Origin of the sequence: Bradyrhizobium sp. ORS 86, assembly GCF_045571475.1 — a bacterium.
In the GTDB taxonomy this organism is placed as follows: Bacteria; Pseudomonadota; Alphaproteobacteria; order Rhizobiales; family Xanthobacteraceae; genus Bradyrhizobium.
Map to the genome: position 1 here is coordinate 135,118 of NZ_CP120699.1, position 25,130 is coordinate 160,247.

A 25,130-nucleotide genomic window follows, 5' to 3' on the forward strand; every position below is an offset into this window, starting at 1 on the left:
GAGCATTTTAGCCGGCAGAACGCCTCCTCGGGGCGGATTTCGTGCTTGGCCTGAAGGAGAGCCAAATGCCCAAGTTGAAGACCAAATCGGGCGCCAAAAAGCGCTTCAAGGTGACTGCCACCGGCAAAGTCGTGCATGCCCAGCGCGGCAAGCGCCACGGCATGATCAAGCGGACGAAGAAGCAGATCCGTCAGCTCCGCGGCACCCGCGTGCTGTTCAAGACCGACGGCGACAACGTCAAGAAGTACTTCTTGCCGAACGCCTGATCGCGCATCCGCTTGAACCCCGCCGCGCCCGGCGCGGCGAACCGTCACCTCTTCTAGATCTCAAGGATTTCCGTCATGTCTCGCGTCAAACGCGGTGTGACCGCTCACGCCAAGCACAAGAAAGTCTACAAGGCCGCCAAGGGCTATTACGGCCGCCGCAAGAACACGATTCGCATCGCCAAGCAGGCCGTCGAAAAGGCCGGCCAATACGCGTTCCGCGACCGCAAGCGCAAGAAGCGCACCTTCCGCGCGCTCTGGATCCAGCGCATCAATGCCGCCGTCCGTCCGTTTGGCATGACCTACAGCGTCTTTATCAACGGTCTCTCCAAGTCGGGCATCACGGTCGATCGCAAGGTGCTGTCGGATCTCGCGATCCACGAGCCCGCGGCGTTCCAGGCGATCGCCGAGAAGGCCAAGGCGGCGCTGGCTGCCTGATCCTAGCGGGCCTTCGGGCCCGCGGTCTTCAGCGCTTTCTGCGAGTAACGCTGGGCGACCTCCGCCCGGCAGAACGCTGTGAACGACATGTACATGGTACCGGATTCGTTCAGGTACTTGCGATCACAGGCGCGCAGCTCGCGCTGGTAGGCCTTTTTCCGCGACGCTCCGAGGCCGGACAGGAAGTCCGCCTCGCACCTCTGCTCGACCACGGCGCCGAACTGGACGTCTCCGCTGGCGCCGTATTCGCACGCCTCGAAGATCGTCATCGCGCGATTGCAGCTCGGCGCCGCCTTCAGCGCCGCGATGATGTCATCCATCTGGGTCGATTTGGCCGGACAGTCCGCCGTGGCGGCCCCTGCCGCGCCAAGAGCGATCAGCACCGTCAAGGCGGCCAGACAGGATCGCAAGAACATCGCGTGGTCTCCTCGTTACCCCCTTGGTGCCGCCCTCGCGCGAAGGGGTTCAATGCAGCCCGTCATCTGCCCGAAATGACCGGCTTTTTGCTTGACGTTACGGCCTTCGGGCGGCGACAACCCAGCCGAATTTTGCGGCGTGATCCGGAAAAGTGGATACCGGTTTTCCGACCAGATCATGCTCCGGCCAAAGTGCAGGGAATTGACCGTGTCCGACCTCGCTACGCTCGAAAAATCCATTCTCGACCAGATCGCCGCGGCGAACGACGAAGCCGCTCTCGAGGCGGTACGCGTCTCAGCCCTCGGCAAGAAGGGCTCGATCTCCGCGCTGCTCGCCACCCTCGGCAAGATGTCGCCGGAGGAGCGCAAGACGCAAGGTGCAGCCATCAACCTTGCCAAGGATGCGGTGACGCAGGCGCTCGCAACAAAGCGCGACGTACTGAAAGAGGCCGCGCTCGATGCACGCCTCGCCTCCGAGACCATCGATGTCACGCTGCCGCTGCGCGAGGCGCCGGCCGAGGCCGGCCGCATCCATCCGCTGACCCAGGTTTGGGACGAGCTCACCACCATTTTCGCCGACATGGGATTCTCGGTCGCCGAAGGGCCGGACATCGAGACCGACGACTACAACTTCACCAAGCTGAACTTCCCCGAAGGTCATCCGGCGCGGGAGATGCACGACACCTTCTTCTTCAATCCGAAGGAGGACGGCTCGCGCATGCTGTTGCGCACCCACACCTCGCCGGTGCAGGTGCGTACCATGCTGACGCAGAAGCCGCCGATCCGCGTGATCTGCCCCGGCCGCACCTACCGCATCGACTCGGACGCGACACATACGCCGCAATTCCACCAGGTCGAGGGCCTCGTCATCGACAAGGGCTCGCATCTCGGCCACCTCAAATGGATCCTGCACGAGTTCTGCAAGGCGTTCTTCGAGGTCGACCACATCAACATGCGGTTCCGGCCGTCGTTCTTCCCGTTCACCGAGCCGTCGCTCGAGGTCGACATCCAATGCCGCCGCGACAAGGGCGAGATCCGCTTCGGCGAGGGCGAGGACTGGCTGGAGATTCTCGGCTGCGGCATGGTGCATCCGAACGTGCTGCGTGCCTGCGGCCTCGATCCCGACGTCTACCAGGGCTTCGCCTGGGGCATGGGCATCGACCGCATCGCGATGCTGAAATACGGCATCGCCGATTTGCGCCAACTGTTCGACAGCGACGTCCGCTGGCTCAACCACTACGGCTTCAAGCCGCTCGACATCCCGGCGATCGCGGGAGGGTTGAGTTCGTGAGCACGGTTCTCCGATCCAGACCGACGGGGACTCCTTCCGCTCCCTCCCCCCTTGTGGGGGAGGGTCAGGGAGGGGGGTAGCCCCGGATGCCGCACGCAGTTGTCAGCGAACGTCAGCGCAACAGGGCGAAACGGCTTCGCCAGGCGATGACGCGCGCCGAAACGTTGCTCTGGCGCCACTTGAAGGCCAATCGAATGGACGGCATCGGATTTCGCCGTCAGACGCCGATCGGAAACTACATCGCGGACTTCGTCTGTTTCTCAGCAAACCTCATCATCGAGCTCGATGGCGAATCTCATGACTTCGAGGAGCGTCAGAAGGCCGATCATCGCCGCGATACTTTCTTCACTTCCGAAGGCTTTCGCGTTCTGCGCTTCACCAATGAGCAGGTGATGGCGAATCTTGAAGGCGTCGTGGAAGCAATCCGCGAGGCAACTCGGGTCGGAGCAAGCGGCTCACCCCCCTCCCTGCCCCTCCCCCACAAGGGGGGAGGGAACGGAGAGAGCGAACCAAATAGATCAGTGAACACCAATAAGAATCGAGGCATGCGGCCATGAAGTTCACCCTCTCCTGGCTGAAGGATCATCTCGAGACCGACGAGCCGCTGGAAAAGCTTGCTGACAGGCTCACCATGATCGGGCTCGAGGTCGAGAGCATCGAGGACAAGGCGAAGCAACTGGCACCGTTTACGATCGCGCGGGTGATCTCGGCCGAGCAGCATCCCAATGCGGATCGCCTGCGGGTGTGCATGGTCGACACCGGTGACGGGAGTGCGCCGGTACAGGTGGTGTGCGGCGCGCCGAATGCACGTGCCGGGCTGATCAGCGTGTTTTCGCCGCCCGGCACCTACATCCCCGGCAAGAACATCACGCTCGGCGTCGGCACGATCCGCGGCGTCGAGAGCCGCGGCATGCTGTGCTCGGCGGCCGAGTTGCAGATCTCTGAGGATCACGACGGCATCATGGAGCTGCCGGCCGACGCTCCCATCGGCAAGGGCTTTGCCGAATGGGCCGCGCTCGGCGATCCCGTCATCGAGATCAATCTGACGCCGAACCGGCAGGATTGCGCCGGCGTGCACGGCATCGCACGCGACCTCTCCGCCGCCGACATGGGCAAGCTCAAGGAGCCCGCGATCAAGCCGATCAAGGGTGAATTCCCCTGTCCGGTGCAGGTGACGGTAAAAGATCCCGATCTCTGCCCGGGCTTCGCGCTGCGCCTGGTGCGCGGGGTGAAGAACGGCCCGTCGCCGGAATGGTTGCAGAAGCGGCTGACCGCGATCGGGCTGCGCCCGATCAACGCGCTGGTCGACATCACCAACTTCATGACCTACGACCGCGCCCGTCCGCTGCACGTGTTCGATGCCAAGAAGGTGAAGGGCAATCTCACCGTCCGCCGCGCCAGGGACGGCGAGACCCTGCTCGCGCTCGACGGCCGCACCTATACGCTCGACAGCAATGTGTGCGTGATCGCCGACGAGCACGGCGTCGAATCGCTCGCCGGCATCATGGGCGGCGAAGCCTCGGGCTGCGATGAGAACACCACCGACGTGCTGATCGAATCGGCGCTGTGGAACGAGATCAACATCGCCCAGAGCGGCCGCAAGCTCGGCATCAATTCGGACGCACGCTATCGCTTCGAGCGCGGCGTCGATCCGGCCTTCATGGTGCCGGGGCTCGAGCTCGCGACCAGGATGGTGATGGATCTCTGCGGCGGCGCGCCGTCCGAGAACGTCGTGGTCGGCAATCGCTTCGGCGAAGATCGCGTGATCGATTTCCCTCTTAGCGAAGTCAAGCGCCTCGCGGGCATCGAGGTGCCGCTGGTCGAGGTGAAGCTGATCCTGAGCCGGCTCGGCTTCATGCTAGCCGGCAACGGCCCGGTCGTGAAGATCGCGATCCCGTCCTGGCGAACCGACGTTCACGGCAAGGCCGACATCGTCGAGGAGATCGTGCGCATCGTCGGCGTCGACAAGGTGCCGATGACGCCGTTCGATCGCGGCGAGGAGCCGCGCAAGCCGGTGCTGACGCCGATTCAGCTCCGCACCCGCCGCGCCAAGCGTGCGCTGGCCGCGCGCGGCATGGTGGAAGCCGTGACCTGGTCGTTCATCACCAACGACGCGGCCAGGATGTTCGGCGGCGGGCAGCCCGAGCTCGTGCTCGCCAACCCGATCGCGGCCGACCTCTCCGACATGCGGCCGAGCCTGCTGCCCGGCCTCGTCGCCGCGGCGCAATCCAACATCAATCGCGGCTATCCCGATGTCGCGTTGTTCGAGGTCGGCCAGGTGTTCCGCGGCGACCGTCCGGAGGACCAGTTTGTCGCCGCCTCCGGCGTACGCCACGGCTATGCCTCGGCGAAGGGCATCGGCCGCCACTGGACCGGCTCGTCGACTGCGGATACGTTCGACGCCAAAGCCGACGCCTTCGCCGTGCTGGCGGCCGCCGGTGCGCCGGTGCAGGCGCTGCAGATCGTGCCCGGCGGCCCGGCCTGGCTGCATCCGGGACGTTCCGGCACCATCCAGATGGGTCCGCAGAACGTGCTCGGCACTTTCGGCGAACTGCATCCGCGGGCTGCCGAGGCGCTCGGCGCCGACGGCCCGATGATCGTGTTCGAGGTGATCCTGGAGCGCATCCCGGAAGGCAAGCAGCGGACGACCCGCGCCAAGCCGCAGATCGAGCTGTCGGCATTCCAGCCGGTATCGCGCGACTTCGCCTTCATCGTTGATCGCAGCGTCAAGGCGGGCGACATCGTGCGGTCAGCACAGAACGTCGACAAGAAGCTGATCGCTGCTGTCACCGTGTTCGACGTCTATGAGGGCAAGGGCATCGATCCCGACAAGAAGTCGATCGCCATCGCCGTGACGATCCAGCCGCGCGAGAAGACGATGACCGATCAGGAGATCGACGCCGTCGCGGCGAAGGTCGTCGCCGAGGTGACCAAGAAGACCGGCGGCACGCTGCGGGGGTAATCGAACCGCGGGCGCCGCTTCGCCCCCTCTCCCGCTTGCGGGGGAGGGTTGGGGTGGGGGTCTCTCCGCGACGGGAATTTCAGTAAGAAGGTCGATCGCCTCAGCGATTGCACGCGCGAAGAAGCCGACGGTGCATCACCTTGAAGCCACCATTGTGGCGCGAGCCCCCACCCTAACCCTCCCCCGCAAGCGGGGGAGGGAATGGATGGATCGGAGCGCTCGCGTCGTTCACGCCGACCCTCCTTTCCCACGCTTCCCATGACTCCCCTCTCCCTGATCCCGTCCGACGTCAGCACCGCGGTCGCGCTCGCAATCTGTGCCATCGCGTTCGTCTCCGGCACGGCGCGCGGCTTTTCCGGCTTCGGCTCGGCGCTGATCTTCATGCCGCTGGCGAGCAGCATCGCGGCGCCGCGGCTGGTCGCGGCGCTGCTGCTCGTGATCGATTTCGTCGCAGCCACGCCGCTATTGCCGAATGCCTGGAAACATGCCGACCGAAGAGCGACCGCGGTGATGGTCGCGGGCGCGCTGGTCGGCGTTCCCATCGGCACTTATTTCCTCACCGTGCTCGATCCCGTCACCACGCGCTGGATCATCTCCTGCTTCGTCACCACCCTGCTGGTGCTGCTGCTGTCCGGCTGGCGCTATCGTGGCAAGGATCACGTCACGCTGTCGGTCGGCATTGGCGGCCTGTCCGGCTTCTGCAGCGGGCTCGCGCAGACCGGCGGTCCGCCGATCGTCGGCTACTGGCTCGGACGTCCGATCCCGTCGGCGATCTCGCGCGCCAACATCCTGCTGTTCTTCGGCGCCTCCGATTTCTTCTCGCTGGTCAGCTACTGGCTCTCCGGTCTCATCACTTTCGAATCGGTCAAGTTCTCGCTGATCGTCGGTCCGGTCTACGGTGTCGGCGTCTGGTTCGGCGCGTCGCTGTTCGGCAAGGCGAGCGAAGCCATGTTTCGTGCGATCTGCTACGCGCTGATCGCCGCCGCCGTCATCGCCGGCCTGCCGGCGCTTGATGGCATTTTGCGCGGCGGCTAGGCTCGGCTCAATCGAAGATGAGATTCAGGGAGGGACCCATGATCGACCGCCGCAACGCATTGAAGCTGGCGCTCGGCAGCGCCGCCGTGCTGGCCGCACCCGCCGTCCGCGCGCAAAACGCAAAGCCGCGGACGCGTATCGTTTTCCTCGGCACCAAGGGCGGGCCCCGCGTCGGCATCGGCGCCTCCAATCCCGCCAATCTTGTCGTCGTCGGCGACACGCCGTTCGTGATCGATTGCGGCATGGGCGTCAGCCGTCAGCTCGTCAACGCCGGCGTGCCGATCCCCTCGGTGAAGTACATCTTCATCAGCCACCACCATTCCGATCACAATCTCGAATACGGCAATCTGTTCTACAACGCCTGGGCCGCCGGCCTCACGACGCCGATCCATTCGTTCGGACCCAAGGGCATCGAGGCGATGACGAAGGAATATTGGGAGCTCAACAAGTTCGACGTCGAGACGCGGATCGTGGATGAGGGCCGTCCCGACCCGCGTAAGCTTCTGATCGCAAAAGACATCACCGAAGACGGCGTGGTGCTGAAGACGCCAGAGGTGGCCGTCACCGCGTTCCGCACGCCGCATCCGCCGATCACCGACAATTTCGCCTACAAATTCGAGACACCCGACGGCGTGATCGTGTTCTCCAGCGACACCAACTACAATCCGAAGCTCGCCGAGTTCGCCAAGGGCGCCGACGTGCTGGTGCATGAGTGCCTCTACATTCCCGCGGTCGATCGCTTGGTTGCGAAGACCAAGAACGGCGCAACGCTGAAGAAGCATCTGCTCGACAGCCACACCTCGACCGAAGATGTCGGCCGTATCGCCGCCGCCGCCAATGTGAAGGTGCTCGCGCTCAGCCACTTCGTGCCCGGCGACGATCCGCTCGTCACCGATGACGACTGGGCCAGGGACGTGAAGAAGCACTACTCCGGCCGCATCGTGGTCGCGAAGGATCTGATGGAGCTGAAGCTGCCGGTGTGAGCGTCGTCTCTCGTTCAGAGCGGAGACAGACAAACCTCGGACACGTCGTGTCGCGAGAACGCAGACGCGTGATCTGCGACGTATGATCGCAATGCCAGAACAAATTCGATGTCGTCCCTGCGAAAGCAGGGACCCATAACCACGAATGGTTGTTGTTGAACGATGCTGGAACGACGAGTCCGGCCTACAACTCCCGCCGCGGGGTATGGGTCCCTGCTTTCGCAGGGACGACGGCCGTGTGCGGTGGACCGCACGAGGCCGGGACGACATTGGATATGCGGCGCTTGCTGCAGCAAATCTACCTGTCACGTTCGAACGCGCTGGATTGATGGCCGCGGCTCAGCGCATCGGCGCGCGGCGCGACCGGCGCTTTGCCGCAGGTGTTGGCTGTTCCAGTGGCGTCTCCCTCGCCCCGCCGATCCGGCGCAAGGCGGCATCAGCGGCCCGCTCGCCACTCTCCCAGGCGCCATCGACGGTGCCCCACAGCGTCTCATGCGTGGCCTCGCCGGCAAGATAGAGGCAGCCGATCGGGTCGCTCAGGACCCTACGCGCGAACTGCGCGCCGGGCGCGGCAGCCGACATCGCGCCGAGCACGAAAGGCTGTGCGTTCCAGCGCGTGACAGCCGTCTTCTTCACGGCCGCCCCCACTTCGCTGCCATAGAGCTTGGTCAGCCATTCCACCGCGAAGGCCGACATCGCCTTCTCGCCCTGCGCGGACAGATCGCGTCCGAAGGAGCCCGCGACATCGACGGTGCACAAAGACGAGCCGCCAATGCTGCCGTAGAACAACGCCGTCCTGGTCGAATTGCTCTGCTCGATGATGGCGTCGTCGCGCGACAGCCCAAGCGGATTGCCGGGCATCTGCAGCGCGATACGATCGTAGCTGCCGAGACTGAGCTTTGCCGCGGCATCGAGCGCGCGTTTCGGGATGTCCGGGGCGAACCTGATGACGCCGCTCGTGAGCACGTTGCTCGACACGGTGATGATAGCGGCACGCGCGGTGATCTTGCCGGCGGGCGTCTCGATCATCACGTCGCGATTGCTCCACAAGATGCGCTGTGCCGGGGTCGACAGCGCCAGCGGAAGCTGCTCGCCAAGCTTTGCGACCAACGCACCCAGCCCCTGCCGGCAAGCGATCGCGGCATTGCGATCCTGCGCCCGGGCCTTGTCGACGACGGAGACCTCCTTGAGGTCCTTGCCGCTGAAGCTTGGGCCAAGCAGGAACTCCACGGCGCCGGCCCAATCGCCAAGGTCCTTCGGCAGCACCGCAGCGCAGGCGACATCGGCCTTGCGTGCGGCATCGTCGATGGCGCGGTTGGTGCGCACCTGCGCTGCAAGAAACTCCTCGGTCTCGCCGGGTCGGGCATAGCGCCGGCCGATGCGAATCTTCGGGCCCACGGGCGCGGTGATCATGTCGAGGCCGGCAGAGCGCGCCAGCCGGACCATCGGATTGGTCTCGGGATTATGCATCCAGCGCGCACCGCGATCGAACGGCACGTCGAAGGTCGACGCATCGGTCTGGCAGCGCCCGCCGATCCGGCCGGCGGCTTCGAGCACGATCACCTTGCGGTTTGCGGCGACGATCCGCCGCGCCGCGGCAATGCCCGCCGCGCCTGCGCCGATCACGACGATGTCGGCGTCGCGCGGCAGCGGCGCCGCAAGGACCCGGCCGCCCAGCGCAGGCGCCACTGCGAGCCCTGCGGACGCCGACAGGAAATCGCGGCGGGTCATTGTCATGGCATGGTTTCCGGGGACTTGCAGCAAAGGGGAACGCTTCGCGAACTGTGCCGCATCTCACCGACCGCAGCAACCATCATGGTGAATCAATCATGATTGATCCGCGCCATGCATGAACTAAATTGAAACGGCTGGCGACCATGATTATGTCGCAGCAAGCGGTCGCAGAACCGCTCGGGGGAGTTGATGGGCTTAATGCTCGATACGGTCGGCAAATGGATCGCGGGGTACCTGCAAAAGGAAATCCCGGGTTACGAGCCGTTCACGCCGAGCGAGCCGGATCAGTTGCGCGGCATCATCCAGCCCGGTGATGTGCTGCTGGTCGAAGGCAACAACCGGATTTCCGGCATCATCAAATACCTCACGCAGTCGACCTGGTCGCATGCCGCGCTCTATGTCGGCCCCGTCGATGGCGCGACTGAGCCGAATGGCGAGCAGCACGTGCTGATCGAGGCCAATGTCGGCGAAGGCGTGACGTCCGCACCGCTGTCGAAATATTTCACCTATCATACCCGCATCTGCCGGCCGGTCGGCTTGTCCTACGAGGACCGCACCACGGTGTGCCGTTACGCGATCAACCGCATCGGGTTCGGCTACGACACCAAGAACATCGTCGATCTCGCGCGCTACCTGTTTCCGCTGCCGGTCCCGCAGCGCTGGCGGCGGCGCATGATCGCGTTCGGCTCCGGCGATCCGACCAAGATCATCTGCTCGGCGCTGATCGCGCAGGCCTTCGACGCCGTGCGCTACCCGATCCTGCCCAAAATCACGCGCGCCGCCAGCCGCAAGGCGCGCCGCGAGATCCTGCATATCCGCGATTCCTCGCTCTACATGCCGCGCGACTTCGACATCTCGCCCTATTTCGAAATCGTCAAACCAACCATCGTGCACGGATTCGACTACACGGCCCTGCACTGGGCCGACAAGCAGAAGCCGCTCCAGGAGGTAGCGGGCGAATTCAGTGTGTTTCCAGAAGGCAGGTCGCCGCCGCTTACTCCTGAAGAGATTGACGAAGAGGCACCGGTTGCAGTTGCGGCTGCGCAAGTGACGATCTCGGCCGTGGAGCCGGTGTCGGGCTGAGAGGGTGTGCGCCTCTACGGGTCCGTCATTGCGAGTTCGGACCAGCGTGTCATGGCCCGCGCAGGCGGGCCATCCAGTACGCCGCGGCCTCTCGGTTCAAGCATCGGCCTCTCTGGAATACTGGATCACCCGCATGCGCGGGTGATGACACCGCGCTGCTTGACACGTGAGCTTGGAACTGCCCCTGTCATTGAAAAGGCTACGCCGCCTTCGCCTTGGTGCCACAGGGCAGGCCGGCGCGGGCGAGACCGCCGTACAGCGGCTCGTTCGGCATCTCGGATTTGAGGATCGTACGCACCGCGATCAGCCGGTCGAGATCGATGCCGGTCGGAAATCCCTTGCTTTCGCAGAGGAAGACGAGATCCTCGAACACGACATTGCCGGTCGCGCCCGGCGCGAACGGGCAGCCACCGAGCCCGCCGAGCGAGCCGTCGAGCGCGCGGGCGCCTTCGTCGAGCGCGGCGGAGGCGTTGGCGATGCCCATGCCGCGGGTGTCGTGCAGGTGAACGCAGACCGGCTTTGCGCCCGCGATCCTCACGGCCCCCTTGGTGAGCTCGCCGACTTGCCTCGGACCCGCATAGCCGACGGTGTCGGCGATCGCGACCATGTCGACGCCGATCTCGTAGAGCCTCTCGGTGAGCCGCAGCACCTCCTTTGGATCGACGGCACCGACGATCGAGCAGCCCAGGGCCATCGAGATCGCGGCATTCACCACCGGCTTGTGCGCGCTGGCATCGCGCAATTCGCAGAGGCGCTTGACGTTCTCGATCGCGGATTCGCGCGAGCGGTTGGCGTTGGCCTGGCTGTGCTCCTCGGTAGCAGATACCACCGAGGCGATCTCGGCCACGCCGGAGGCCAGCGCTTCGTTGACGCCGCGCTCGTTCAGCGCCAGCGCGACCCCGTGCGCGCCGGGCAGCGCGGCGACGGTCGCGGCGACGTCGCGGACATCGACGAACTGCGGGAAGGTCTTGGCGGGCAGGAACGAACCGACCTCGAAATGCCTGACGCCGGCGGCATATTCATCGCGCACCCAGCGCTGCTTCGCCGCCGTCGACGGGAACGTCTTCACCAGTTGCAGGCCGTCGCGCAGGCCGACTTCGCGCAGGCTCACTCTGTCATTGGGATAGATATCGTGGATACGGGTCATGACAGCCTCACGCAGCGTTTCCGGTTGATGAGAGTTTCTGTTGCTCGAGCTCGGCGCGCACGTCATCGGTATCGGCGCCGAGTACCGGCACTTTCAGGCCTTCGCCGATATTGCCACCATTCCACTCCACGGGGAGCGCGGGCACGCGGAACGGCTTGCCGTCGGCGTTGACGTTGCTGACGAGACCGCCGGGGCGCAGCACGTGCGGGTCCTGCAACAGATCCTCGGGCCGATTGATCGGCGAGAAGCAGATGTTGAGCGCATCGAGCTTCGCCGACAGGTCCGCGACGTTCCAGCGTTTGATCTCCTCGGCAACGCGCGGAATGATCCGGTCGCGGGCCATGATGCGGTCGGTGGTCGTGCGTAGCGTCGGATCCTCGGCAAATTCCTCGAGGCCGAACTCGCGGCAAAAGCTCTGCCAATGACCTTCGGTGACGACGCCGATGAAGATGCGATCGCCCCCCGCGGCATCGAAGATGTCGTAGATCGGCCAGGCATGCTCGCGCTCGGGCATCGAGCGCGGCTTGCGTCCGGTCATTTCGTACTCGACCATGTGCTGGGCGACCAGAAACAGGCAGTTCTCGAACAAGCCGATGCGGATGTCCGCGCCGCCTCCGTTGCCGCCGCGCTTCTGGTAGAGCGCGGCGAGGATCGCGATCACGCCGAACATGCCGCCCATGATGTCGTTGGCGGAAGAGCCGACCCGCTGCGGCTTGTCGCGCGTGCCGGTCATCGCCGCGAGCCCCGACATCATCTGCACGACTTCATCCAGCGCGGGACGATGGTCGTAGGGACCGGACAGAAAGCCCTTGTGGCCTGCAAGGATCAGATGCGGATGCTTCTTGCGCAGCTCGTCGACGCCGAGCCCCTGCTTCGCGAGCTGGCCGTCACGAAAATTCTCCAGGAACACGTCGGCGCTGGCGAGCAGCCGATCCATGGTCTCGCGGTCTTCAGGCTTCTCGAAGTCGAGAACCACGCTGCGCTTGCCGCGGTTGAACAGCGGGAAGAACGAGACGCCCATGCCGCCAAGGCTGCGGGTCTTGTCGCCGGCCGGCGGCTCGACCTTGATCACCTCGGCGCCGAGCTGGGCCAGGATCATGCCGCAGGTCGGGCCCATCACCATGTGGGTCATCTCGACAACCCTCACGCCGTCCAGCGGCAGCCCGCTTCCTGTCATCGGTTTGCTCCGTGCTCGTTTTGGTTACTTAAGGCAAACTAGGCTTCCGCACGCTATCTGAAAAATATAATCTGTCGAATAGTGTATTCGTGGTTCCAGAACGCAAGATCCGATGGACTCGCGCCAGCTCCGCTATTTCATCGCAGTTTACGAGCAGCGCAACCTGTCGCGGGCGGCGGATCAGGCCAACGTCGCGCAGTCCGCGTTGAGCCATCATATCGCGAACCTCGAGTCCGAATTCGCCACGCCGCTGTTCGAGCGCAAGCCGCGCGGCATGGAACCGACTGCGGCCGGCGAACGGCTCTACGAGCACGCCCGCATCATCCTCCGCGCGATGGCGGCGGCCGAGCGCGAGATCAAGGAAGGCGGCAGCGAAATCGCCGGCGACATCTCGATCGGCATGGCGAATTCGGGAATGAAGGCGATCGGCGTGCCTCTGATGCGCACCGTGCTGACGAAATATCCGAACCTGAAACTGTCACTGACCGAAAGCCTCTCCGGGGCAACGCTGCTGCATCTGATGAGCTCCGAAGTCGATCTCGCGCTGGTCTACAATCCGCCGTCGGACAAGGACCTGATCGCCGAGCCTGTGCTGGAAGAGCAGATGTTCTGCGTCGGCACGGAAAAGCTGGTCGGCAAGAAGGCACCGATCACCTTCGAAGAGGTGGCGCAGTTGCCATTGATCCTGCTCCGGCACGGGCTGTCGGCCCGGGCGCTGCTGGACGATCCCGTGCCGCTGAAACGGCTGGAGGCCGGTGCAATCCTCCATCTCAACTCGACCAGCGGCATGATCGGCGCCCTGACCGCGGGCTTGGGCTGCACCATCGCGACGACCCACTTCGTGAGCGAGCCGCTGAAGGCAAAGGCGCTGATCGCACGCGAGGTGATCGAACCTCAGCTCACGCGCACACTCTATCTCTGCCGCCTGCGCAACCGACCGATGACCTATGTCATGGAGGAAATGTGCCGGCTGATCCGCTCCCTGGTCGCTGAGCAAGTGGGGCGCGGCGCCTGGGAGGCGACCCTCCTGATCTGAAGCCCATTCGTGTGTCCCGCGCCATCGAAAATCTCGAACGATTCCTTCGATATGTTCGTCTGGATTTCTGGCTCCCGGCTGCCAAACATGGCGTCGATCGGCACGCCTGCGCAAGAGAGGCGGCCGTTGCACCATTTGGGGAGGACCAGCATGAGCGCCGTCGACGTCGGCTCAGTGACCGATCGTGCCAGCACGACAAGCGAGCCCGACGAGATCTCGCGGCGGCTCGAGGCGCTGCCCGCCTCCGCCTATGTCTGGCGGCTGGTGATCCTGCTGTCGCTCGGCGGCTGCTTCGAAATCTACGATCTGTTCTTTACCGGCTACATCGCGCCCGGCCTCAGCCGCAGCGGCTTGATGACCACGACGACCCAGGCCTTCTTCGGCTTCTCCGGCATCGGCGCCTTCGTCGCCGCGACCTTTGCCGGTTTGTTCGTCGGCACCTTCTTCCTCGGCTTCCTCGCCGATCGGTTCGGACGCAAGGCGGTCTTCACCTATTCGCTGCTGTTCTACAGCCTCGCTTCGGTGATCATGGCGTGCCAGACCACGCCCGGCGGCCTGCTGCTGTGGCGCTTCATCGCCGGAATCGGGATCGGCATCGAGGTCATCACCATCGACGCCTACATCACCGAGCTGGTGCCGAGCTGGATGCGCGGCCGCGCTTTTGCGATCAACCAGGCCGTGATGCTGTCGGCGGTGCCGATCGTCGCGGCGCTGTCGTGGTGGCTGGTGCCGCTTACGCCTTACGGTATCGACGGCTGGCGCTGGGTCGTGCTGATCGGCGCCGCCGCAAGCATGGTGATCTGGGTGCTGCGGCTCTATGTGCCGGAAAGTCCGCTCTGGCTGTCCCGCCATGGACGCGCCGGTGAGGCCGACAAGATCATGCAGACGCTCGAGGCCGCCGCAGGCGTAACTGCCGCGCGTCCCGCCGCAAGGGCTGCGATCGTGCCGGCGCGCGCGCCGATCAAGCCGGCCGGCTTTGCCGAGCTGTTCCGGCCGCCCTATGGCGCGCTGGTCGTGCTGTTCATGATCTTCAATCTCTGCCAGGCGTTCGGCGTCTACGGCTTCGCCAACTGGGTGCCCGCGCTGCTGGTCCAGAAGGGCATCACCGTCACCAAGAGCCTGCAATACTCCTTCATCATCGCCGTCGCCTACCCACTCGCGCCGCTGCTGGCCGCGACCTTCGCCGATCGCTTCGAGCGCAAGTGGATCATCTGCGGCGCCGCCGCGGCGATCTCAGTGTTCGGTCTCGCATTTTCGCTACTCACCGAGCCGGCGCTGTTGATTGCAAGCGGCGTGCTGGTGACCGGCGCCAACATGACGCTGTCTTACGCCTATCACGCCTATCAGACCGAGGTGTTCCCGACCGCGATCCGGGCCCGCGCGGCCGGCCTCGTCTATTCGATGAGCCGGCTCAGCGCGACCTTCTCCGGCTTCATCGTGGCTTTCATGCTGCGCGAAACCGGCGTCGGCGGCGTGTTCGGGCTGATCACCGCGGCAATGGTCATCGTGATCGTCGCGATCGGCGTCTGGGGACCCACGGTGCGCGGCAAGCCGCTCGATGCCTGAAGCTTCGCTCGAAAGTGCCCTAACCGCGACACAGCCGGCACTTGCCGAAGCCTGATCGGGTGTCTACCTCTCGCGAGAACTTCCGGAGAGGTAACCCAGTCATGTTGGACGCCGCCGTCAAGGCGCTTTCGCAGATCCTGTCACCGCCGATGCGCTCGATCTTGTGGCGCTCGATCGGGCTTGCGCTCGTGCTCATCACGGTGCTGGCAATCGGCTTGCAGCGTCTGCTGAGCTGGTTTGCCGACTATGGCGAAGTCTGGGCCGAGAGCATGCTCGGCCCGAACTTCCATTCCACGCTGCACGTGCTGTCCTGGATCATCTCGATCGCGGCGGGCCTTGGCGTCGTGCTTGGCGGCATCTTCCTGATGCCCGCAATCACCTCGCTGGTGGCGAGCCTGTTCGTCGACGACGTCGCCGACATCGTCGAGCGCGAACATTATCCGGCCGAGCGGCCCGGTGCGGCATTGCCGTTCGCGCTGGCGATGACCGAAGGCACCAAGACCGCGCTGCTGACGATCCTGGTCTACCTGGTCGCGCTGCCCTTCGTGCTGTTCGCGGGTGCCGGCTTCATCGTGTTCTTCATCGCAACCGCCTGGCTGCTGGGCCGGGAATATTTCGAGCTCGCCGCGATGCGCTTCCGTTCGCCGGCGGACGCCAAGGCGATGCGCCGCGACCACGCATCGACCATATTTGCCGCGGGCCTGTTCATCGCGGCCTTCGTCTCGATCCCGATCGTCAATCTGGCGACGCCGCTGTTCGGCATGGCCTTCATGGTCCACATGCACAAGCGGCTGTCCGGTTCACGGCCCGAATTGATCGAGCCGGCGCGGCAACGCAACGTGCCCATGGCTTAGGTGACATTGGCTTAGGTCAGATCCGACGGCGCCGCCACCAGTACGGGTGCCGGTTCGCGCGCGAAGGGCACCAGCAGAAGTCCCACGATCGCCACGCAGGCAAGCATCGCCCAGGCCTCGTTGACGCTGAGCGCGAGCGATGCCCGCTCGACCAATGGCCGGACGAACGCCACAGCGGCCTTGTCGGGCGGCCCCGGTGGCCGGTCGATCAGCAGCTTCGGATCGAGCCCGATCGCCTGCGCCGCCGTGACGTCGCCAGCCAGCAGACGGGCACGAAGCACCTCGCCATGGATCAAGCTTCGGCCGTAAAGAATCGTATCGATCAGGGCGATCCCGATCGCGCCGCCGAGATTACGCATCAGGTTGAACAGCGCACTGGCATCAGCCACCTCCGCTTCCGGCAGGGCGCCCAGCGCAATTCGCGTCGGCGGCAGCAGACAGAACATGATCCCGACCCCGCGCGCGATCTGCGGCCAGAACATCTCGTCGAAATCGGCGGTGCGCGGCTGGTGCGCGCTCAGGCCCAGGCCGAGCGCGAACAGCGCGAAGCCGGCACCTGTCAGCATCCGAGCGCCAAGGCGGCGCTCGAGAATCGCCGCAAGCGGCGCGGCCGCGAGCTGCGCGCTTCCCGTGACCAGCATAATGCTGCCGATCTCAAAGGCATCGTGACGCCGCACGAAGCCGAGAAACACCGGCATCAGATAGGTCGATCCATACAGGCCGATGCCGAGGCAGAAGCTGAGCGCGCAGCCGACCGCGAACGAACGCCGTCCGAACGTCGAAAGCCGCGCGATCGGGTGCGCCGCGCGCAGCGTGCGCCGGACGACGATCGCCATGCCGCCGGCGCTTCCGATCAGCAGGCTCACGCAAAGCGGCGATGTCCAGCCGCGCTGCGGCGCCTCCTTCAACCCGATCTCAAAGCTTGCGAGCGCGGCTGCGAGCAAGACAAGCGAGCATCTGTCGAGCTTTGCGAGGGCACGCAAATGAGTAACCTCGCGCGGCAGCAGGAATGGCGTAACGGAAGCGGCGATGAGTCCCGGAACGACATTGATCAAGAACAGCCACGGCCACGACCAGGTCTGCGTGATCCAGCCGCCGACGACGGGTCCCAGCGTGGGCGCCAACACCGCGACGGCGCCACCGATCGTGGTTGCCACCACATGACACCGCGGCGGGTACAGCATGAACACAGCAGAGAACACCGCCGGGATCAGGACGCCGCCGGAAAATCCCTGCAACACGCGGAAGATCAGCAGCACGGAAAAGCCGCCGCTGAAGGCGCAGCCGATCGACGCGATGCTGAACAGACTCACGGCCGTCACGAACAGCCACCGCAGCGACAGCGCTTGCGTCAGCAGCCCGGTCAGCGGGATCGTGATCACTTCCGCGATCAGATAGGCGGTCTGGATCCAGCTCATCGCGGCCGGCGAGATCGCCAGCGCACGCTGGATCGTCGGCAGCGAAGTCGCGACGATCTGGATGTCGAGGATCGCCATGAACATGCCGGAGCACATCAGGAGAAATCCGGCCCAGGTCGCAATCGATGGGCTGTCGGTTCGCTGCTCCGCCGGGCCGTTCATGGGCTCCTCTTAGGCAGCCGGCCGAAAGTGGAGAGCGCCCGCCCCTCGACACGAATGCGCAGTGCGAGCACCGCGAGGTTGAGGATGGTGAAGCTCAGCGCCGTCAGCGGCAGACCCAACGCGAGAGGAAGCAGCGCGATCTCACTGATCACGACCGCATAGTTCGGATGCGAGCAGAACCGGTAAGGCCCTGCAGCGACCAGCGGTTTGCCCGGCAGCACGATGATCCGCGTGGTCCAGCGCGGCCCGAGTGTGATGAGGGTCCACAGCCGAAGGCCCTGCAGCACCAGATAGGCCGCAAGCGCTGCGGGATTGACGTCTTGATCGCGGCCCCACACCCACAGTGCGAGCAGCCAAGCGGTATGGAGTGATACGATCAGTGGATAGTGACTTGCGCCGACTTCGACAGCGCCACACGCAAGAAGCCGCCGCGTGTTGTAACGCGACAGCATGAGCTCGCCCAGACGCTGCAGCGTGACCAGCGCGAGTATGATCGATGCGACGCTCACGCCGCGTGCCTCAGCGCGACGCAGCTCACTGTGAAACCGGGCCCCAGCGCCGTCAGCAGCGAACGCGGCGGCAGGCCCTTGGCCCAGGCGCGTTCGAGGACGAAGAGAACGGTCGGGGCCGACATGTTCCCGCAATCGGCGATGACGTCGCGCTCGTGATCGAGCGTCCCCTGCTCGAGCGCCAGCGCCCGCTCCAGCGCCGCGATGACCTTGGCGCCGCCGGGATGGCAAAGGAAGCGATCGATGTCATCGACCGTGAGCTGCATCCGCGCGAGGATTTCGGCAACGGCCGGCCCAAGATGATCGCGGACAAAATCGGGAATGGTACGTTGAAAAACCACGCCGAAGCCTTCCGGATCGACGGTCCACCCCATGATGTCGAGCGTATCCGGCCAGAGCTTTTCGCCGCTCGCCTCGACCCGCGTCGCACCGCCGTCGCCGGCGCGCAGCACGATTGCCGCAGCACCGTCGCCGAACAGACTGGCAGCAACGATGTTCGCCTTGGTGAGCTCGTCGTGCCGGACCGCGAGCGTGCAGAGCTCGAGTGAGACCAGCAGAACATTGGCGCCGGGCCGTGCTTCCGCGAGCTTTGATGCGATCGACAGGCCCGACACGCCGCCGGCGCAGCCGAGGCCGAACACCGGCACCCGCGACACGTCCGCCCGCAGGCCGAGCTGGCCGGCCACCCGCGCTTCCAGCGTCGGCGTCGCAATTCCGGTCGAGCACACCGTGACCACGACATCGATGTCGCTCCCGGAAAGGTCCGCGCGCGCAATCGCCTTGCGCGCGACATCGACATACAGCGACTCGGCGCCTTCAAGGAAAGCCTGCGTCCGCTCGGGCCAGCCGCGCCGCTCGATGTACCATTCGATCGGCTTGACCCCGTAACGGCGATGGATGCCAGTATTGGCGAACAGGCTCGAAAGCGTTTCGAATTGCGGATAGCGGTCGGCGAAGAGCTTACGCGCGGCCTGCAAAATCTGCTCCTGATGGAACAGATGCGGCGGAACCGAGGTCGCCACCGACACCAGCGCGGCCGTCTTCGTCATCCCAACTCACCCTCGTTCCGGTCCCCTGCTATGGAACCGCGCGATGAGCGAAATATTTCCAGGCGTGCCAGGGACCGGGCACACCGGAACCTTCACTATAAGTTGAAGGCTCTGACTAGCCGCGAGCCGAGGCGACCGTGACGCCGCATTTAAGTGCCCCCGCGCCAGGCGTGGCTCAATTGCGGGCCCGAGAGGTCGAACGAGTTACAACCTGATGATGTCGATCATGCCTCAGACGGTCTTTTCCGGCCACCGGCACAGGTCGTTGATCAGGCATACGTCGCAACGCGGCGAGCGCGCGAGGCAGGTGTAGCGGCCATGCAGGATCAGCCAATGATGCGCGTGTAGCATGAACTCCGGCGGGATCACTCGCTCCAGCGCCAGCTCAACCTCGAGCGGGTTCTTGCCGGGCGCCAGCCCCGTGCGATTTCCGACGCGAAACACATGGGTATCGACCGCCATCGTGTGCTCGCCGAATGCCATGTTGAGCACGACATTCGCGGTCTTGCGGCCGGCGCCGGGTAGCGACTCGATCTCGGCGCGGGTGCGCGGCACCTCGCCACCGAATTCGGCGATCAGCTTCTCGGATAGCGCAATGACGTTCTTCGCCTTGTTGCGATACAGCCCGACGGTCTTGATGTAGTCGCGCACCTTGTCCTCGCCGAGCGCTAGCATCTTCTCGGGCGTATCGGCGACCGCGAACAGCGCCCGCGTCGCCTTGTTGACGCCGGCGTCGGTCGCCTGCGCCGACAGCACCACCGCCACCAACAGGGTGTAGGGGTTGAGGTGCTCGAGCTCACCCTTGGGCTCGGGATTGGTTTTGCGGAACCGGCTGAAGGCCTCATAGACTTCCGCTTCGGTCCAGGGCTTCGATTTCACCGCCGTCTTGGCCGCGCGCTTAGGCAGCGGCTTTGCCGTTTTCGCGGGCTTCTTCCTCGGCCTCTCGGGCGCGGATCGAACGCTTGATGTCTTGGCGCGTTGAGAGCGGATGATTTTGGCCATGACCGGGATATACTGATACGTCATGACTGCAGGCAATGATTTTGATCCCGGGGATGATCTTGAGGCGATCGGCCGAGATACCGAGCCGACGCTGTTCTCGGCGTTGCTGACACCGCACCGTTCACTCAACCGGACCGGCTTCGCGGTGCTGATGACATCGGTCACCGCGATCAGCTTCGTCGCCGGCGCGGTGTTCTGGTGGATGGGTGCCTGGCCGATCTTCGGCTTCTTCGGCCTCGACGTGCTGGTGATTTATTGGGCGTTCAAGGTCAACTTCCGCACCGCCAAGGCGAGCGAGGAGATCACCGTGACATCATCGGAATTGCGGGTGCGCCGGATCAGCCATCGTGGCCACGTGGTGGAATGGGTGCTCAATCCGCTCTGGGTCCAGTTCGAGCAGAAATCGCATGAGGAGTTCGGCATCGAACGGCTTTACCTGATCTCCAGGGGTCGCCGGGTGAGCGTCGGGAGCTTTCTGAGCCCGGACGAAAAGGCCAGTTTTTCCAAAGCTTTGATGGCCGCGCTGAACGCCGCGAAGCGAGGCCCGACCTATAATCCCATTCATTAATTGGCTTGTCAGAAATCGGGTGGTTTGGATGCGCCATGGCTCCTAAATCAGAGACCATGATGACACTCGCTATACATGACCAGCGCCTGGCCAAGCCGGGCCTCCAGAACGCAGCGCTGCGCGACTATGATTCCGTGCGGCGCGCGATCGCGTTCATCTCGGAGCACTGGCGCACGCAGCCGACCATTGAGGCGGTCGCGGATGCCGCCGGTGCCACGCCGGATGAGCTCCATCATCTGTTCCGCCGCTGGGCGGGGCTGACGCCGAAAGCGTTCATGCAGGCGCTGACCCTGGACCACGCCAAGGGCCTGCTGCGCGACTCCGCCAGCGTGCTCGATGCGGCGCTGGACTCCGGCCTTTCGGGGCCGGGCCGGCTGCACGACCTGTTCGTGACTCACGAGGCCATGTCGCCCGGTGAATGGAAGAACGGCGGCGCCGGCATGACGCTGCGCTACGGCTTCCACCCCTCGCCGTTCGGCACCGCGATCGTGATCGCAACGGGCCGGGGGCTGGCGGGCCTCGCCTTCGCCGACCCCGGCGACGAGCCGATCGCCTTCGCCGATATGAAGCGGCGCTGGCCGAATGCGACCTATGTCGAGGACACCGACGGCACCACCATGCTGGCGCAGCGCATCTTCGACACGCGGTTGTGGCGGCCGGACCAGCCGCTGCGCGTGGTCCTGATCGGCACCGATTTCGAGGTGCGGGTCTGGGAGACGCTGTTGAAGATCCCGATGGGCCGCGCGGTCAGCTATTCCGACATCGCCAACAAGATCAGCAACCCGAAGGCGTCACGCGCCGTCGGTGCCGCGGTCGGCCGCAATCCGGTGTCGTTCGTCGTGCCGTGCCACCGCGCACTGGGCAAGAGCGGCGCGCTGACCGGCTATCACTGGGGCGTCACCCGCAAGCAGGCGATGCTGGGTTGGGAGGCCGGGCAGGTCGGATTGCATTGATCCATGGATCGCTGCCGTTCGCCCAGGAAGTAAGGTGGGCATAGGCGCAGCGCGCCGTGCCCAGCATCGCAAGCCGTGCATGAAGTGGTGGGCATGCTGCGCTTTGCCCACGCTGCCGGCACCAACTTCCGGTGACCACGCCGCTCAGTCGGCCAAATCAACCTTTGACGCCACGGTCGAATCGGCATTGAGCCGGTAGACCACCGGCGCGCCGGTCGCGAGTTCGCGCTTGAGGATCTGCTCGGGCGTCAACTTTTCCAGCACCATGATCAGCGCGCGTAGCGAATTGCCGTGGGCGGCAACCAGCGTGCGCTGGCCGCGCAGCACGCCGGGCAGAATCTCCTGCACATAGTAGGGCAAGGCGCGCGCCAATGTATCCTTCAGGCTTTCACCGCCAGGCGGCGGCACGTCGTAGGAGCGGCGCCAGATCAGCACCTGATCCTCACCCCATTTCTTGCGCGCATCGTCCTTGTTGAGCCCGGAAAGATCGCCGTAGTCGCGTTCGTTGAGCGCGAGATTCCTGGTCGTCGGCAGGCCGGTCTGGCCGATCTCGGCGAGCATCAGCTTCAGCGTGTGCTGGGCACGCGTCAGATCGGAGGTGAAGGCGACGTCGAACGACAGGTCCCGCGCCTTCAGCTTGCGGCCGGCTTCCTTGGCTTCGTTGATGCCCTGCTCGGTGAGGTCAGGATCCTTCCACCCGGTGAAGAGATTCTTCAGGTTCCAATCGCTCTGGCCGTGCCGCACGAGCACAAGAAGACGTTCGCTCATTCCAAGTTTCCGTTGTTGTTGCAGCTTGACTATTCACTCAGGCCGAGCACGTCAGCCATCGAGTACATGCCGGGCTTCTTGCCGTGTGCCCACAGCGCCGCCTTCAACGCGCCCTGTGCGAACAGCGCGCGATCCTCGGCATGATGCGAGAGCGTGATGCGCTCCGACGGACCGGCAAAGATCACGCTGTGATCGCCGGCGACCGTGCCACCGCGCAGCGAGGCAAAGCCGATGTCGCCGGCACGCCGTGCGCCGGTCAGACCATCGCGGCCTCGCGCTGAATGCTGCTCCAACGCGATCTTGCGGCCGGCGGCCGCGGCTTCGCCGAGCATCAAGGCCGTGCCCGATGGTGCATCGATCTTGGACTTGTGGTGCATCTCCAGAATTTCGATGTCGTAGTTCTGGTCGAGCGATTGCGCGACGCGCTTGACCAGCGCGGCGAGCAGATTGACGCCCAGGCTCATATTGCCCGACTTCACAACAACGGCGCGATTGGTGACGCTCCTGATCACGGCATCGTCAGATTGCGACAGGCCGGTGGTGCCGATGACGTGAACGAGGCCGCGCTCGGCCGCGATCGCGACATTGGCGATGGTCGCAGCCGGCACGGTGAAATCCAGGATGCCGTCGGCGTTGGCCGACATCGACCACAGATCGGCCGACAGCGCGACGCCGTTGGCCGGCAGGCCGGCCAGCACGCCGGCGTCCTTGCCCAGCAGATCCGAGCCCGGCGCTTCGAGCGCGCCCACCAGAACCGCCCCCGGGGTTTCGGAAATTACCCGCGTCAGTGTGCGGCCCATCCGGCCGCCGGCTCCCGCAACGATCAGACGCATATCAGCCATGGCTCACCTCTGAGGGCCGTATAAAGCATGATCCGGCAAAGTGGAAACCGGTTTTCCCGGCGCGACAAGCGCGGACGCGTTGGCGCCGGGATCATGCTCAACGGAGGCTATCGGAGGCTGTTCCGACCGCTGAATGGGGCGTCCGACACCCGGGAACTAGGGCCCGGCGAAACCTTCAATAATGATCAGGTCGGCGATCGAATGCGGTTGCCGTACCTTGATGTTGGCCTGGTATTCCGGCGAATTGTAACAGGCGAGCGCGGTCTCATAGTCGGGGAATTCGATCACGACATTGCGTGAGCGGCTCTGGCCCTCGACGCTGGTAAACTTGCCGCCGCGCACGACAAACTTGCCGCCGAATTTCTGGAAGATGGCCGGGTTGGCGGCCATGTAGGGCTTGTAGCCTTCCTCATTGTGAACGTCAACGCGTCCGATCCAGTAGCCCTTCGCCATTGCTTTCTCCCTTGTTGCCGTTCAGGCAAGCGCCTGCGCGATCTCAGCTTGAATGGCCTCTGCGGCGGCCTTGGGGTCGGCAGCTTCCATCACCGGCCGTCCCACCACCAGATAATCGGCGCCGGCGGCAATCGCACGGGCCGGGGTCATGATGCGCTTCTGGTCGCCGGTGGCCGATCCCGCCGGGCGGATCCCAGGCGTCACCAGGTGCATCTGAGAGCCGACGATCTTACGCAAGGCGGCTGCTTCTTCAGGTGAGCTCACCAGACCATCGACGCCAAGCGCCTGCGCCTGCCTGGCGCGCGCTTCGACGAGATCGGAGACGTTGAGGCGATAGCCCGCGGCATGAAGATCGTTGTCGTCGTAGGACGTCAGCACGGTGACGGCGAGGATCTTCAGGCCGGAGCCGGCGCGCGCCTCGACCGCGGCTTTCATGGTCTGCGGATAGGCATGCACGGTGAGGAAGGTTGCGCCGAGGCTCGCGATGCTCTCGACGCCGCGCGCCACGGTGTTGCCGATGTCATGCAGCTTGAGATCGATGAAGACCTTCTTGCCGCGGCTCGATAGCTGCTTGGCCAGCGACAGGCCGCCTGCATAGCCGAGTTGATAGCCGATCTTGTAGAACGTCACGCTGTCGCCGAGCCCGTCGATCATCGCCTCCGCCGCAGCGACGGACGGCAGATCGAGCGCTACAATCAACCGATCTCTCGAAGCGATCTTGGCTGCCTGCATGTCACCTCACATCATGCGTTGGGAATGGTCGATCAACTGCCGCGCCAGCGCCCGCATCGCCTCGATATCGGCGTGGTGCTTCAGACGATCCATGTCGTCATAAGCCTGCTCCGCGAATGACAGCGCAAGCTGGTTTGGAATCACGGTCGCGTGGCACGCCGTGAGGATCAGCCGCAGCGCCGCCAGCGCGCGCGTGCCGCCGAGCCGGTTCGGAGGCCGCGGCGATCGCGAAGACGCGGTCGCGGAACACCGCGCCGCGGGCCTCGTGCGGGTCCTGCACCCGGCTGACCCAGTCGATCGTGTTCTTCACCAGCGCCGGCACCGAGGAATTGTATTCGGGCGTGACGATCAGCACGCCATGATGGGCGCCGATCATCCGCTTGAGGTTGACCGCATTCAGCGGCACGCCAGACTTGGCCTGCAGGTCGCCGTCATAGATCGGCAACGGAAAATCGGCGAGCGAGATGCGGGTGACGTCGGCGCCCAGTTGCACCAGTTCAAGCGCGGCGACCGCTGCCAGCTTAACGTTGAGCGAGCCGGTGCGAAGCGATCCCGGGATCACGAGGATTTTCAGCGCGGACATTTTGAAATCGCAGGTCGGGCGAGCGCCGCGCGACGGCGCAGGTGAGCATTTTCTCTGAAAATGCTCTTAGCTAACATTCTGCGCGTATTCCATGCGCAAAACCGGT

Annotated in this window: 25 protein-coding genes and 1 pseudogene; 13 read left to right on the forward strand and 13 right to left on the reverse strand. The window is 64.8% G+C overall.

Annotated features, from left to right (window positions below; all coding sequences use genetic code 11):
• Window positions 1–65 precede the first annotated feature (65 nt).
• Together rpmI and rplT are read left to right on the forward strand one after the other, a co-directional pair.
• Window positions 66–266, forward strand: coding sequence for a 50S ribosomal protein L35 (gene rpmI, locus P6U25_RS00625; RefSeq protein WP_008961613.1), 201 nt, complete (start codon window positions 66–68; stop codon window positions 264–266).
• A 75-nt stretch (window positions 267–341) separates the two neighbouring features.
• Complete coding sequence (gene rplT, locus P6U25_RS00630) at window positions 342–701, forward strand: 50S ribosomal protein L20 (protein WP_407149518.1); 360 nt, start codon at window positions 342–344, stop codon at window positions 699–701.
• A 2-nt stretch (window positions 702–703) separates the two neighbouring features.
• Here rplT and P6U25_RS00635 read toward each other — a convergent pair whose 3' ends face one another.
• Entirely contained in the window at window positions 704–1,117 is a 414-nt protein-coding gene (locus tag P6U25_RS00635) for a hypothetical protein (protein ID WP_407149519.1), read from the reverse strand.
• Window positions 1,118–1,325: 208 nt separating this feature from the next.
• Here P6U25_RS00635 and pheS point away from each other — a divergent pair, with 208 nt between their 5' ends.
• The 5 genes from pheS to P6U25_RS00660 all read left to right on the forward strand — a co-directional run bounded on the left by pheS (window position 1,326) and on the right by P6U25_RS00660 (window position 7,388).
• On the forward strand, window positions 1,326–2,408 hold the full coding sequence (pheS, locus tag P6U25_RS00640; RefSeq protein ID WP_407149520.1) for a phenylalanine--tRNA ligase subunit alpha: 1,083 nt from the start codon (window positions 1,326–1,328) through the stop codon (window positions 2,406–2,408).
• Between the two features lie 86 nt (window positions 2,409–2,494).
• Window positions 2,495–2,965, forward strand: coding sequence for an endonuclease domain-containing protein (locus P6U25_RS00645; protein WP_407149521.1), 471 nt, complete (start codon window positions 2,495–2,497; stop codon window positions 2,963–2,965).
• Complete coding sequence (gene pheT, locus P6U25_RS00650; RefSeq protein WP_407149522.1) at window positions 2,962–5,370, forward strand: phenylalanine--tRNA ligase subunit beta; 2,409 nt, start codon at window positions 2,962–2,964, stop codon at window positions 5,368–5,370. Before P6U25_RS00645 ends, pheT begins: the two co-directional genes overlap by 4 nt.
• A gap of 258 nt (window positions 5,371–5,628) precedes the next feature.
• The gene (locus tag P6U25_RS00655) at window positions 5,629–6,405 is read left to right on the forward strand and encodes a sulfite exporter TauE/SafE family protein (RefSeq protein ID WP_407149523.1); all 777 of its coding nucleotides are present in this window, start codon (window positions 5,629–5,631) and stop codon (window positions 6,403–6,405) included.
• 38 nt (window positions 6,406–6,443) lie between these two features.
• Window positions 6,444–7,388 (forward strand): MBL fold metallo-hydrolase, encoded by a 945-nt coding sequence (locus tag P6U25_RS00660; RefSeq protein WP_407149524.1) that lies wholly within the window; start codon window positions 6,444–6,446, stop codon window positions 7,386–7,388.
• Between the two features lie 339 nt (window positions 7,389–7,727).
• Here P6U25_RS00660 and P6U25_RS00665 read toward each other — a convergent pair whose 3' ends face one another.
• Window positions 7,728–9,125 carry a flavin monoamine oxidase family protein gene (locus P6U25_RS00665; RefSeq protein WP_407149525.1) on the reverse strand — a complete coding sequence of 466 codons (1,398 nt, stop codon included), beginning with the start codon at window positions 9,123–9,125 and terminating at the stop codon, window positions 7,728–7,730.
• A 186-nt stretch (window positions 9,126–9,311) separates the two neighbouring features.
• Between P6U25_RS00665 and P6U25_RS00670 the strand changes: the two genes are divergently transcribed.
• Complete coding sequence (locus tag P6U25_RS00670; RefSeq protein WP_407149526.1) at window positions 9,312–10,205, forward strand: YiiX/YebB-like N1pC/P60 family cysteine hydrolase; 894 nt, start codon at window positions 9,312–9,314, stop codon at window positions 10,203–10,205.
• Between the two features lie 199 nt (window positions 10,206–10,404).
• Here P6U25_RS00670 and P6U25_RS00675 read toward each other — a convergent pair whose 3' ends face one another.
• Together P6U25_RS00675 and P6U25_RS00680 are read right to left on the reverse strand one after the other, a co-directional pair.
• Window positions 10,405–11,352, reverse strand: a complete 948-nt coding sequence (locus P6U25_RS00675; protein WP_407149528.1) for a hydroxymethylglutaryl-CoA lyase — start codon at window positions 11,350–11,352, stop codon at window positions 10,405–10,407.
• Window positions 11,353–11,359: 7 nt separating this feature from the next.
• The gene (locus tag P6U25_RS00680; RefSeq protein WP_407149529.1) at window positions 11,360–12,529 is read right to left on the reverse strand and encodes a CaiB/BaiF CoA transferase family protein; all 1,170 of its coding nucleotides are present in this window, start codon (window positions 12,527–12,529) and stop codon (window positions 11,360–11,362) included.
• Window positions 12,530–12,641: 112 nt separating this feature from the next.
• Here P6U25_RS00680 and P6U25_RS00685 point away from each other — a divergent pair, with 112 nt between their 5' ends.
• From P6U25_RS00685 to P6U25_RS00695, 3 genes are all read left to right on the forward strand, one after another.
• Window positions 12,642–13,565 carry a LysR family transcriptional regulator gene (locus tag P6U25_RS00685; protein ID WP_407149530.1) on the forward strand — a complete coding sequence of 308 codons (924 nt, stop codon included), beginning with the start codon at window positions 12,642–12,644 and terminating at the stop codon, window positions 13,563–13,565.
• A gap of 150 nt (window positions 13,566–13,715) precedes the next feature.
• Window positions 13,716–15,131 carry an MFS transporter gene (locus tag P6U25_RS00690; RefSeq protein ID WP_407149531.1) on the forward strand — a complete coding sequence of 472 codons (1,416 nt, stop codon included), beginning with the start codon at window positions 13,716–13,718 and terminating at the stop codon, window positions 15,129–15,131.
• Between the two features lie 101 nt (window positions 15,132–15,232).
• Entirely contained in the window at window positions 15,233–15,985 is a 753-nt protein-coding gene (locus tag P6U25_RS00695) for a sulfate transporter family protein (protein WP_407149532.1), read from the forward strand.
• A gap of 11 nt (window positions 15,986–15,996) precedes the next feature.
• On the opposite strand, the gene P6U25_RS00700 is transcribed toward P6U25_RS00695, so the two are convergent.
• From P6U25_RS00700 to nth, 4 genes are all read right to left on the reverse strand, one after another.
• Window positions 15,997–17,499 carry a DHA2 family efflux MFS transporter permease subunit gene (locus tag P6U25_RS00700; protein ID WP_407152715.1) on the reverse strand — a complete coding sequence of 501 codons (1,503 nt, stop codon included), beginning with the start codon at window positions 17,497–17,499 and terminating at the stop codon, window positions 15,997–15,999.
• A gap of 62 nt (window positions 17,500–17,561) precedes the next feature.
• On the reverse strand, window positions 17,562–18,074 hold the full coding sequence (locus tag P6U25_RS00705) for an isoprenylcysteine carboxyl methyltransferase family protein (RefSeq protein ID WP_407149533.1): 513 nt from the start codon (window positions 18,072–18,074) through the stop codon (window positions 17,562–17,564).
• Window positions 18,071–19,123, reverse strand: a complete 1,053-nt coding sequence (locus P6U25_RS00710) for a type III polyketide synthase (RefSeq protein WP_407149534.1) — start codon at window positions 19,121–19,123, stop codon at window positions 18,071–18,073. Before P6U25_RS00710 ends, P6U25_RS00705 begins: the two co-directional genes overlap by 4 nt.
• A 231-nt stretch (window positions 19,124–19,354) precedes the next feature.
• The gene (gene nth / locus P6U25_RS00715; protein WP_407149535.1) at window positions 19,355–20,125 is read right to left on the reverse strand and encodes an endonuclease III; all 771 of its coding nucleotides are present in this window, start codon (window positions 20,123–20,125) and stop codon (window positions 19,355–19,357) included.
• 22 nt (window positions 20,126–20,147) lie between these two features.
• On the opposite strand from nth, the gene P6U25_RS00720 reads away from it, so the two are divergent.
• A complete protein-coding gene (locus P6U25_RS00720) occupies window positions 20,148–20,693 on the forward strand; it encodes a DUF2244 domain-containing protein (RefSeq protein WP_407149536.1) in 546 nt (181 codons plus the stop codon).
• 56 nt (window positions 20,694–20,749) lie between these two features.
• Window positions 20,750–21,646 (forward strand): methylated-DNA--[protein]-cysteine S-methyltransferase, encoded by an 897-nt coding sequence (locus tag P6U25_RS00725; protein ID WP_407152716.1) that lies wholly within the window; start codon window positions 20,750–20,752, stop codon window positions 21,644–21,646.
• Between the two features lie 144 nt (window positions 21,647–21,790).
• On the opposite strand, the gene P6U25_RS00730 is transcribed toward P6U25_RS00725, so the two are convergent.
• From P6U25_RS00730 to P6U25_RS00750, 5 genes and pseudogenes are all read right to left on the reverse strand, one after another.
• The gene (locus tag P6U25_RS00730) at window positions 21,791–22,414 is read right to left on the reverse strand and encodes a 2,3-bisphosphoglycerate-dependent phosphoglycerate mutase (RefSeq protein WP_407149537.1); all 624 of its coding nucleotides are present in this window, start codon (window positions 22,412–22,414) and stop codon (window positions 21,791–21,793) included.
• A 29-nt stretch (window positions 22,415–22,443) separates the two neighbouring features.
• Window positions 22,444–23,256 carry a 4-hydroxy-tetrahydrodipicolinate reductase gene (gene dapB / locus P6U25_RS00735; protein ID WP_407149538.1) on the reverse strand — a complete coding sequence of 271 codons (813 nt, stop codon included), beginning with the start codon at window positions 23,254–23,256 and terminating at the stop codon, window positions 22,444–22,446.
• Window positions 23,257–23,412: 156 nt separating this feature from the next.
• Window positions 23,413–23,709, reverse strand: coding sequence for a DUF1330 domain-containing protein (locus P6U25_RS00740; protein WP_407149539.1), 297 nt, complete (start codon window positions 23,707–23,709; stop codon window positions 23,413–23,415).
• Window positions 23,710–23,730: 21 nt separating this feature from the next.
• Window positions 23,731–24,441 carry an orotidine-5'-phosphate decarboxylase gene (pyrF, locus tag P6U25_RS00745; protein WP_407149540.1) on the reverse strand — a complete coding sequence of 237 codons (711 nt, stop codon included), beginning with the start codon at window positions 24,439–24,441 and terminating at the stop codon, window positions 23,731–23,733.
• Between the two features lie 6 nt (window positions 24,442–24,447).
• Window positions 24,448–25,024 (reverse strand): annotated as a pseudogene (locus P6U25_RS00750) (NADPH-dependent FMN reductase).
• Window positions 25,025–25,130 lie beyond the last annotated feature (106 nt).